The organism is Chitinimonas sp., from assembly GCF_041904975.1.
Classification (GTDB): domain Bacteria; phylum Pseudomonadota; class Gammaproteobacteria; order Burkholderiales; family Chitinimonadaceae; genus Chitinimonas.
The window spans coordinates 1-8,913 of record NZ_JAYRLZ010000178.1; the positions used below are offsets into that span (position 1 = coordinate 1).

At 60.8% G+C, this 8,913-nt stretch carries 11 protein-coding genes; all 11 read left to right on the forward strand.

The genetic code is table 11. The annotated features are described in order from the left end of the window. On the forward strand, positions 1–655 hold a 655-nt coding region (kdsA, locus tag ACE3OH_RS15380), incomplete at its 5' end, for a 3-deoxy-8-phosphooctulonate synthase (RefSeq protein ID WP_374354762.1). A 118-nt stretch (positions 656–773) separates the two neighbouring features. Continuing rightward, complete coding sequence (eno, locus tag ACE3OH_RS15385) at positions 774–2,066, forward strand: phosphopyruvate hydratase (RefSeq protein WP_374354765.1); 1,293 nt, start codon at positions 774–776, stop codon at positions 2,064–2,066. A 93-nt stretch (positions 2,067–2,159) separates the two neighbouring features. Continuing rightward, a complete protein-coding gene (gene ftsB, locus ACE3OH_RS15390) occupies positions 2,160–2,537 on the forward strand; it encodes a cell division protein FtsB (RefSeq protein ID WP_374354768.1) in 378 nt (125 codons plus the stop codon). A gap of 11 nt (positions 2,538–2,548) precedes the next feature. After that, on the forward strand, positions 2,549–4,369 hold the full coding sequence (uvrC, locus tag ACE3OH_RS15395) for an excinuclease ABC subunit UvrC (RefSeq protein ID WP_374354771.1): 1,821 nt from the start codon (positions 2,549–2,551) through the stop codon (positions 4,367–4,369). A gap of 23 nt (positions 4,370–4,392) precedes the next feature. After that, positions 4,393–4,968 carry a CDP-diacylglycerol--glycerol-3-phosphate 3-phosphatidyltransferase gene (gene pgsA, locus ACE3OH_RS15400; RefSeq protein ID WP_374354774.1) on the forward strand — a complete coding sequence of 192 codons (576 nt, stop codon included), beginning with the start codon at positions 4,393–4,395 and terminating at the stop codon, positions 4,966–4,968. Positions 4,969–5,062: 94 nt separating this feature from the next. Further along, positions 5,063–5,878, forward strand: a complete 816-nt coding sequence (locus ACE3OH_RS15405) for a carbonic anhydrase (protein ID WP_374354777.1) — start codon at positions 5,063–5,065, stop codon at positions 5,876–5,878. A gap of 73 nt (positions 5,879–5,951) precedes the next feature. Then, positions 5,952–7,358: a 3-isopropylmalate dehydratase large subunit gene (gene leuC / locus ACE3OH_RS15410; RefSeq protein ID WP_374354780.1), complete on the forward strand. Its 1,407-nt coding sequence runs from the start codon at positions 5,952–5,954 to the stop codon at positions 7,356–7,358. 48 nt (positions 7,359–7,406) lie between these two features. Continuing rightward, positions 7,407–7,535, forward strand: coding sequence for an entericidin A/B family lipoprotein (locus ACE3OH_RS15415; RefSeq protein WP_374354786.1), 129 nt, complete (start codon positions 7,407–7,409; stop codon positions 7,533–7,535). Between the two features lie 157 nt (positions 7,536–7,692). After that, positions 7,693–8,331: a 3-isopropylmalate dehydratase small subunit gene (leuD, locus tag ACE3OH_RS15420; protein ID WP_374354789.1), complete on the forward strand. Its 639-nt coding sequence runs from the start codon at positions 7,693–7,695 to the stop codon at positions 8,329–8,331. Positions 8,332–8,336: 5 nt separating this feature from the next. Further along, positions 8,337–8,654, forward strand: a complete 318-nt coding sequence (locus tag ACE3OH_RS15425) for a hypothetical protein (protein WP_374354792.1) — start codon at positions 8,337–8,339, stop codon at positions 8,652–8,654. A gap of 12 nt (positions 8,655–8,666) precedes the next feature. Beyond that, positions 8,667–8,913 (forward strand): isocitrate/isopropylmalate family dehydrogenase (locus ACE3OH_RS15430; protein ID WP_374354795.1); only part of this gene is annotated, 247 nt, incomplete at its 3' end.

Consider the following 8,913-nt stretch of genomic DNA (forward strand, 5'->3'; position numbering starts at 1 on the left):
CTTTGGCATGGATGAAGGCCTGCGCATTCTCGCCAAGGTACGTGAGCAGTTGGATGTGCCGGTGCTGACCGATATCCACGATATCGACCAGATCAAGCCAGTGGCCGAGGTGGTGGATGTGCTGCAGACGCCGGCATTTCTGTGTCGCCAGACCGACTTTATTCGTGCCTGCGCGCAGTCAGGCCGCCCGGTCAATATCAAGAAGGGGCAGTTTCTTGCGCCTGGCGATATGAAAAATGTGATGGACAAGGCCCGTGAAGCGGCGCGTGAAGCTGGCCTGCCCGAGCATAATTTCATGGCCTGCGAGCGCGGCGCCAGCTTTGGCTACAACAATCTGGTGTCGGATATGCGCAGCCTTGCCATCATGCGCGAGACCGGTTGCCCGGTGGTGTTCGACGCTACCCATTCGGTGCAGCTGCCGGGCGGGCAGGGCGACAAATCCGGCGGCCAGCGCGAGTTTGTCCCGGTGCTGGCGCGGGCTGCGGTGGCGGTGGGTATTTCCGGCCTGTTCATGGAAACCCACCCGGATCCGGAGCATGCCATGTCTGACGGCCCGAACGCCTGGCCCTTGCTGAAAATGAAGGCCTTGCTGTCGGTGCTGCAGTCCATCGACAAGCTGGTGAAGCAGCAGCCATTTCACGAAAACGCCCTGTAAGCCGGATACGATCCGGCTTGCCCAGCCGCCATGTAGGTCGTTCGCGCTTGAGTACAGGCGACGGATGCGGCCATGATCGCGGCTATCTCCTTCCCACAATCGCATCAAGGAACGTCCGATGAGTGCAATCGTTGAAGTCATCGCCCGCGAAATTCTCGACTCGCGCGGCAATCCGACCGTAGAGGCCGACGTGCTGCTGGAAAGCGGTGTAATGGGCCGTGCCGCCGTCCCTAGTGGTGCCTCGACCGGCGAGCGTGAAGCGCTGGAGCTGCGCGATGGCGACAAGCGCCGTTATCTGGGCAAGGGCGTGCTCAAGGCGGTTGAGCATGTCAACACCGAAATCTGCGAAGCCATTATTGGCCTCGACGCATCCGACCAGGCCTTTATCGACCGCACCATGCTGGAACTGGATGGCACTGAAGATAAGGGCCGTCTGGGCGCCAATGCCATCCTGGCGGTGTCGATGGCGGTGGCCAAGGCGGCGGCCGAAGAAGCCGGCTTGCCGTTGTATCGCTATATCGGCGGTTCCGGCCCGATGGCGCTGCCGGTGCCGATGATGAATGTGATCAATGGCGGCGAGCACGCCAACAACAGCCTGGACTTTCAGGAGCTGATGATTGTGCCGATCGGCGCGCCGAGCTTCCGTGAAGCGATGCGCTACGGCGCCGAAGTATTCCACACCCTGAAGAAAATCCTGCACGACAAGCATCTGCCGACCCAGGTGGGCGATGAGGGCGGCTTTGCGCCGGACGTAAAGAACGCCGAAGAGGCGCTCGATATGATCCGCCAGGCGGTGGAACAGGCTGGCTATGTGTTCGGCAAAGATATTGCCATTGCCCTCGACTGCGCTGCGTCGGAGTTCTACGACAAGGCAACCGGCAAATATGTGTACAAAAAGAGCGACAAGCGCGAGCTGACCAGCGCCCAGCAAGTCGATTACCTGGAAAGCCTGGTCAAGGCCTATCCGATCATTTCGATCGAAGACGGCATGGGCGAGCGTGATTGGGATGGCTGGAAGCTGCTGACCGAGCGGGTGGGCGAACGCGTGCAGCTGGTCGGTGATGATCTGTTCGTCACCAATGCCAAAATTCTTGCCGAGGGCATTGCCAAGGGCATCTGCAACTCCATCCTGATCAAGGTCAACCAGATCGGTTCGCTGTCGGAAACCCTGCAGGCGGTCGATCTGGCCAAGCGCAACCGCTACACCTCGGTGATGTCGCATCGCTCCGGCGAGACGGAAGACAGCACCATTGCCGACCTGGCGGTGGCGACCAACTGCATGCAGATCAAGACCGGCTCGCTGAGTCGCTCCGATCGTATGGCCAAGTACAACCAGCTGCTGCGCATCGAAGAGGAACTCGGTGATGCGGCTTACTATCCGGGCCGTGCAGCGTTTTATCAGATCAAGTAATCGATCAGCAGAGGGCAGCTCAGGCTGCCCTTTGTGTTGTCCGGAATGGCCGTTGCGTTTGCCTATAGAGTGCATCCGGTTACAATCGCGCCCATGCGCCTGCTTGCCCTGATTCTCGCCGCTGCCATCACCCTGCTCCAGTGGCCACTCTGGATCGGCAAGGGTTCCTGGCTGAAGGTGTGGCAAATCGAATCGCAGCTGGCCGATCAGCTGGCGCAAAACAACAAGCTCAAGGCGCGCAATGATGCGCTGGATGCGGAAGTGCGCGACCTGAAAACCGGTACTGATGCCATCGAAGAGCGCGCGCGCAATGAGTTGGGCTTGGTGCGCCAGGACGAGGTGTTTTATCAGATTCTGGAAGCGCGCCCGGCTCGCGCCATTCCTGCAACGCCTGCCGTCAATCCCTCTGCAGCCGGTGCGCCCGCCAAGTCCTCGGCGCCTGCCGTGCCAGCGCCTGTGGCTGCGCCCTGAGTCTGGCGCGTATGTCCGGGGCTGTCCTGCCGTTCGATCCCAAGCCGATTCTGGCTGCCTTGCCTAATTTGCCGGGGGTGTACCGATTTTTGTCGGCTGGCGGCGACGTGCTCTATGTCGGCAAGGCCATCGACCTGAAGCGGCGGGTGTCGTCGTATTTCCAGAAAAGCGATCTGTCGCCGCGCATCCGGCTGATGGTGGGGCAGGTGGCCGATATCCAGACCACGGTGGTGCGCTCCGAAGCCGAAGCCTTGATTCTGGAAAACAATCTGATCAAGGCGCTGACGCCGCGCTACAACATCCTGTTTCGCGACGACAAGAGCTATGCCTATCTGATGCTGAGCGGCCATGCCTATCCGCGCCTGGCCTACTACCGTGGTGCGCTGGACAAGCAGCACCAGTACTTCGGCCCGTTTCCCAACGGCTATGCGGCCAAAGAGAGCATCCAGCTGCTGCAACGGGTGTTCAAGTTACGCACCTGCGAAGACAGCGTGTTCGAAAACCGCAGCCGGCCTTGCCTGCTGTTCCAGATCAAGCGCTGCAGCGGCCCCTGTGTCGAGGCGATTGCGTGTGAGGACTACCGTAAGGATGTCAGCCATGCGGTGCAGTTTCTGCAGGGTAAGGCCAGCGATCTGTTGGCCGATCTGGAAGAAAAAATGCAGATCGCTGCAGCTGCCTGGCAATTCGAGCAGGCAGCGGTATACCGCGACCAGATCCAGTCGCTGGCCAAGGTTCAAGAAAAGCAATTCGTGTCGAGCAATGCCAGCGAGGCCGATGTCGATATCGTGGCCTGCGTGTCCGCTCACGGCATGGTGTGCGTGAATCTGGTGATGATACGTGGCGGCCGCCATGTCGGTGACAAGTCCATCTTCCCCAAACATGGCGAGGATTACGACGCGCAACATGCGCTGGAAGCATTTTTGGCGCAGTACTACCTCGATCGGGCCATTCCCCGGGCGATCATCTGCAATGCCGAGTCCGACATGAGCTTGCTGGCGGAATTGCTGGCAACACAGGCCGGGCATCGCATTGCCATCGTCAGTAAACCTATCGGCGAGCGTCGCGTCTGGCTGGAAATGGCGCAGAAGAACGCCACGCTGGCGATCGAGCAAAGGCTGTCACTCGAGGCCACCCAGCTGGGCCGCTTGCAGGCGCTGCAAGATGCCCTTGAGCTGAGCGAGTCGGCGCAGCGCATCGAATGCTTCGATATCAGTCACACCATGGGCGAGGCCACCGTGGCATCGTGCGTGGTGTACGACCGCCTCGCTATGCAGCCCAAGGAATACCGGCACTACAACATCAAGGGCATTACCGCTGGCGATGATTACGCCGCCATGCGCCAGGTGCTGACCCGCCGCTATGAAAAAATTGCAGCAGGCGAGGGCGTGGCGCCGGACATCATCCTGATCGATGGTGGCAAGGGCCAGATCGGCGTGGCGGTGGACGTGATCGAGGAGGTCGGCCTGGCAGATGTGTTGCTGGTCGGTGTCGCCAAAGGTGAGACACGCAAGCCTGGACTGGAGCAGTTGATTGTTCCGTCTAGAAACCAGACGCTACAATTGCCGCGCGACAGCGGCGCCCTGCACCTGATCCAGACCATACGCGATGAAGCACACCGCTTCGCCATTACCGGGCATCGTGCGCGGCGCGGCAAGGCGCGGGTCACATCGAGTCTGGAAGAAGTGGAAGGCATCGGCGCCAAGCGCCGGCAGCGCCTGCTGACCCGCTTCGGCGGTCTGCAAGGGGTTCGCGCCGCCAGTATCGATGATTTGTGCCAGGTAGAAGGCATAAACCGCGCGCTGGCCGAGAAGATTTATAACGCACTGCATTGAAGTACGAGAAACCAAAGCGCCTGATGCCTCTGAACCTGCCGACCTTGCTGACCTGGGCGCGAATCCTGATGATTCCGCTGTTTCTGGCGCTGTACTACCTGCCGGAGAGCTGGATCACCCCGCCGCACCGTAACTATGCCGGTGCCGCCATCTTCGCTGCCGCCTCGATCACCGATTGGTTCGATGGCTGGCTGGCGCGCAAATGGAACCAGACTTCCGCCTTCGGCGCTTTTCTCGATCCGGTCGCCGACAAATTGATGGTGGCAGCGGCCCTGATCCTTTTGGTACAACTCGATCGGGTCGATGCCTGGCTCGCATCCATCATCATCGGGCGCGAGATCACCATCTCGGCACTGCGTGAATGGATGGCCCAGGTGGGCGCCTCGCGTAGTGTGGCAGTGTCGATGATAGGCAAGTTCAAAACCGGCGCGCAGATGGTGGCCATCATCGTGCTGCTGTTTCATCAGCGCATCGTGCCCTGGTTCGACATGCAGCGCTTCGGCACGGTTTGCCTGCTGGTGGCTGCGCTGCTCACGCTGTGGTCGATGTTCTACTACGTGCGCATGGCCTGGCCGGAGCTGAGCGGCAAGAACAAATAGGTCAGAGCAGCTTGGCGCTGCTGGCGCGATCATGGCGCTTTGACCATGGCTTTCCTACACTGGTCTGACCATCATGCCAAACAGGAAGCGCCCTATGCCTACCATGCTGCACCGCCTGCTGCTTATTGCCCTGGGCCTTGCCCTGCCAGTCGCCGCCATTGCTGCCCAGCGCCCCGAACCTCGCCATGGCGGCAAACATGGCGCCAAGGCCGAAGCCCACGAAGAAGACCCCAGCCACTGGAGCTATACCGGCCCGGCTACGGGCCCGCAGAACTGGGCGCGCATGAACCCGGACTTCGCGCAATGCGCCGAAGGCCGCCAGCAATCACCGATCAATATCGTCGGCGCCGCGCCGCAGCAACTGCCGCAGTTGCGTTTCAGCTACGGGCTTAGCAAACTCAGCATCCTCAACAACGGCCATACCATCCAGGTCAATATCGATCCGGGCCAATCGGTGGAAGTGCTGGGCGATCGCTACGAGCTCAAGCAATTCCATTTCCATACCCCCAGCGAAGAAATGATTGGCGGCAAGCCGTTTGCCATGGTCGCCCATCTGGTACACAAGAGTGAAGCCGGGCGGCTGGCGGTGGTGGCGGTGCTGTTCAAGGAAGGCCAGGCCAATCCGCTGATCGATACGCTGTGGTCGCGCCTGCCGGGTGAGCACGGCGAAACGCGCAGCTTCGATGGGCAGATGATCAGCCCGGCCAATCTGCTGCCTAATAACGCCAAGTACTTTACCTTCGACGGCTCGCTGACCACGCCGCCATGTTCGGAAGGGGTGCGCTGGATCGTGCTGAAAACGCCGGTCGAACTATCCAAGGCGCAATTGGCACGGTTCCGGCAGATGTTCCCGATGAATGCGCGGCCGGTACAACCGCTCAATGGCCGCGAGGTGCTGGAATCCATGTAGGGCGCGGGCGCAGCTAGAGAGTTTCGGGCAGACATGGTAAGTTCGGCATCCCCCGATTTTCGAGGTTGGTCCCATGGCCCAGACTCTCTACGACAAGCTGTGGCATAGCCACGTGGTGCATGAAGCCGAAGACGGCACCGCTCTTCTGTATATCGACCGCCATCTGGTGCATGAAGTCACCAGTCCGCAAGCCTTTGAAGGCCTCAAGCTGGCCGGCCGCAAACCTTGGCGTGTGTCGTCCATTGTGGCGACCGCCGATCACAATACGCCGACCGACCATTGGGACGAGGGCATCAAGGACCCGATTTCGCGCCAGCAGGTGGAAACGCTGGACGCCAATATCCGCGAAGTGGGTGCGCTGGCCTACTTCCCGTTCAAGGATCAAAAGCAGGGCATCGTCCATGTGGTCGGGCCGGAAAACGGCGCCACCTTGCCCGGAATGACCGTGGTATGTGGCGACTCGCACACCAGCACTCATGGCGCCTTTGCCTGCCTGGCGCATGGTATCGGCACTTCCGAAGTTGAACATGTACTGGCTACCCAGACCCTTACCGCCAAGAAATCCAAGGCGATGCTGGTGCGGGTGGATGGTCAGCTGGGCCGTGGCGTCACCGCCAAGGACATTGCCCTGGCGGTGATCGGCCGCATCGGTACTGCCGGCGGTACCGGTTATGCGATTGAATTCGCGGGTTCTGCCATCCGTGCCCTGAGCATGGAAGGCCGGATGACGCTATGCAATATGGCCATTGAGGCGGGCGCGCGCGCCGGCATGGTGGCGGTGGATGAAACCACCATCGACTACCTGAAAGATCGTCCTTTCTCGCCCAAGGGCGCGATGTTCGATCAGGCTGCCAGCCATTGGCGCACGCTGGTGTCGGACGAAGGGGCGGTATTCGATGCCGTGGTCGAGCTCGATGCTGCCGCCATCGCCCCGCAAGTCACCTGGGGCACCTCGCCCGAGATGGTGGTAACCATTGCCGACCGGGTGCCCGACCCGGCTGCAGAGACTGACCCGACGCGCAAGAGCGGCATGGAGCGTGCGCTCAGCTATATGGGCCTGCAGGCGAACACGCCGATCAGCGATATTGCCGTCGATGTGGTGTTTATCGGTTCCTGCACCAATTCGCGCATCGAAGACCTGCGCGCCGCCGCCGCCGTGGCCAAGGGCAAGACCAAGGCCGCCAATGTGAAGTCAGTACTGGTGGTGCCAGGCTCGGGCCTCGTCAAAGCACAGGCCGAGGCCGAAGGCCTGGACAAGATTTTCGTCGCGGCCGGCTTCGAGTGGCGCGAACCGGGCTGCTCGATGTGCCTGGCGATGAATGCCGACCGGCTGCAGCCGGGCGAGCGCTGCGCTTCCACCTCGAACCGCAATTTCGAAGGCCGGCAAGGCCAGGGCGGCCGCACCCATCTGGTCAGCCCGGAAATGGCTGCTGCTGCTGCGATTGCCGGTCATTTTGTCGATGTGCGCAGTTTTGCCTGAGGCGGCTTGCGCTGATTTGTTCTGATTCCTGTTATGGGAGTGTCGATGATGAAAAAATTGCTTGTGGCCGCAACGGCTGTCTTCGCCTTGTTCCAGCTCAGTGCCTGCAATACGGTGCGCGGCGTCGGTGAAGATATCAAGAAGGGCGGCGAAGCCATCGAAAAGGCTGCCCGCTAAGGCAAAGACCAGGGCGCCAGCCCGATGCAATCCCCGTTCCTGATTCGGGGATTGCCAAGGGCGGTGTCGGTGTGCAAATCCACCCTTCGCGCGTCCGGACAACTGCAGTGTGGCCAAGGCTCCTGCGGCTGCCGGCGCGGCGAACCGAAAGAAACCCATGCAAGCATTTACCACTTTGAATGGCCTGGTTTGCCCGCTGGATCGGGCCAATGTCGATACCGACGCCATCATTCCCAAGCAGTTTCTCAAGTCGATCAAGCGTTCCGGTTTTGGGCCGAACCTGTTCGATGAGTGGCGTTATCTCGACCATGGCGAGCCGGGCATGGACAATGCCAGCCGCCCGCTCAACCCTGACTTTGTACTGAATTTCCCGCGCTATGCCGGTGCGCAGATTTTGCTGGCGCGCGAAAACTTCGGCTGCGGCTCCTCGCGTGAACATGCACCTTGGGCACTGGAAGACTACGGCTTCCGCGCGGTGATCGCACCATCGTTCGCCGATATCTTCTTCAATAACTGCTACAAGAACGGCGTGTTGCCCATTGTGCTGCCGGCCCAGTCGGTCGATCTGCTGTTCGGCGAAACCCAGGCGCGCGAGGGCTACCGCCTCACCATCGATCTGCACGGCCAGACCGTGGCAACGCCGTCGGGCCTGGCGTTTGGCTTTGACATTACCGCGCATCGCAAGCACTGCCTGCTCAATGGCCTCGATGAAATCGGCCTGACACTCAATCACGCTGACCAGATTCGTGCGTTTGAAGCGCAGCGCCGTATCGATCAGCCCTGGTTGTTTGCCTGACGCCGATGGCAGCCGCACTCAGCCAAAGACTCAAGCTCTGGCGGGTGCGTTGCCTGCGCTATCTGCAAGGCCATGCACTGTTGACCTTTGCCCTGATGGGCGTGTGCTTCAGTGGCTTTGGCATCAGCTCATTCAACCTTGTTATCTTGTTGCGCGCCAATCTTGGCCTGTTTGTCGACTACGGCTGGACGGTGGCCAGCGATGGCGCGCTGCGGCAATTATTCGAATTGATCGGCCTCAGCTATGTAGCGCTGGCCTGCTATGTGGGCTTCAAGTGCTGCGAAAAACTGCTGGTGGACCGGCTCACCAAAACCCAAGACTAGGAAGACAACCCCATGAAGATCGCCATTCTCCCCGGTGACGGCATCGGCCCGGAAATCGTAGCGCAAGCGGTGCGCGTGCTCGACAAGCTCAAGGCCGACGGCCTGGCCGTGGAAACCGTTACCGTACCGCTGGGCGGCGCGGCTTACGATCAATATGGCGAGCCGTATCCGGAAGCGACGCGCGAGGCGGTGCGCGCTGCCGATGCCATCTTGCTCGGCGCCGTCGGTGGCCCGCAATACGATACGCTGCCGCGCGACA

What these genes read in the sequence shown, in the direction of transcription:
- eno (WP_374354765.1), top strand. Translation starts at nt 774, where the DNA reads ATGAGTGCAATCGTTGAAGTCATCGCCCGCGAAATTCTCGACTCGCGC.
- ftsB (WP_374354768.1), top strand. Translation starts at nt 2,160, where the DNA reads ATGCGCCTGCTTGCCCTGATTCTCGCCGCTGCCATCACCCTGCTCCAG.
- uvrC (WP_374354771.1), top strand. Translation starts at nt 2,549, where the DNA reads ATGTCCGGGGCTGTCCTGCCGTTCGATCCCAAGCCGATTCTGGCTGCC.
- pgsA (WP_374354774.1), top strand. Translation starts at nt 4,393, where the DNA reads ATGCCTCTGAACCTGCCGACCTTGCTGACCTGGGCGCGAATCCTGATG.
- ACE3OH_RS15405 (WP_374354777.1), top strand. Translation starts at nt 5,063, where the DNA reads ATGCCTACCATGCTGCACCGCCTGCTGCTTATTGCCCTGGGCCTTGCC.
- leuC (WP_374354780.1), top strand. Translation starts at nt 5,952, where the DNA reads ATGGCCCAGACTCTCTACGACAAGCTGTGGCATAGCCACGTGGTGCAT.
- ACE3OH_RS15415 (WP_374354786.1), top strand. Translation starts at nt 7,407, where the DNA reads ATGAAAAAATTGCTTGTGGCCGCAACGGCTGTCTTCGCCTTGTTCCAG.
- leuD (WP_374354789.1), top strand. Translation starts at nt 7,693, where the DNA reads ATGCAAGCATTTACCACTTTGAATGGCCTGGTTTGCCCGCTGGATCGG.
- ACE3OH_RS15425 (WP_374354792.1), top strand. Translation starts at nt 8,337, where the DNA reads ATGGCAGCCGCACTCAGCCAAAGACTCAAGCTCTGGCGGGTGCGTTGC.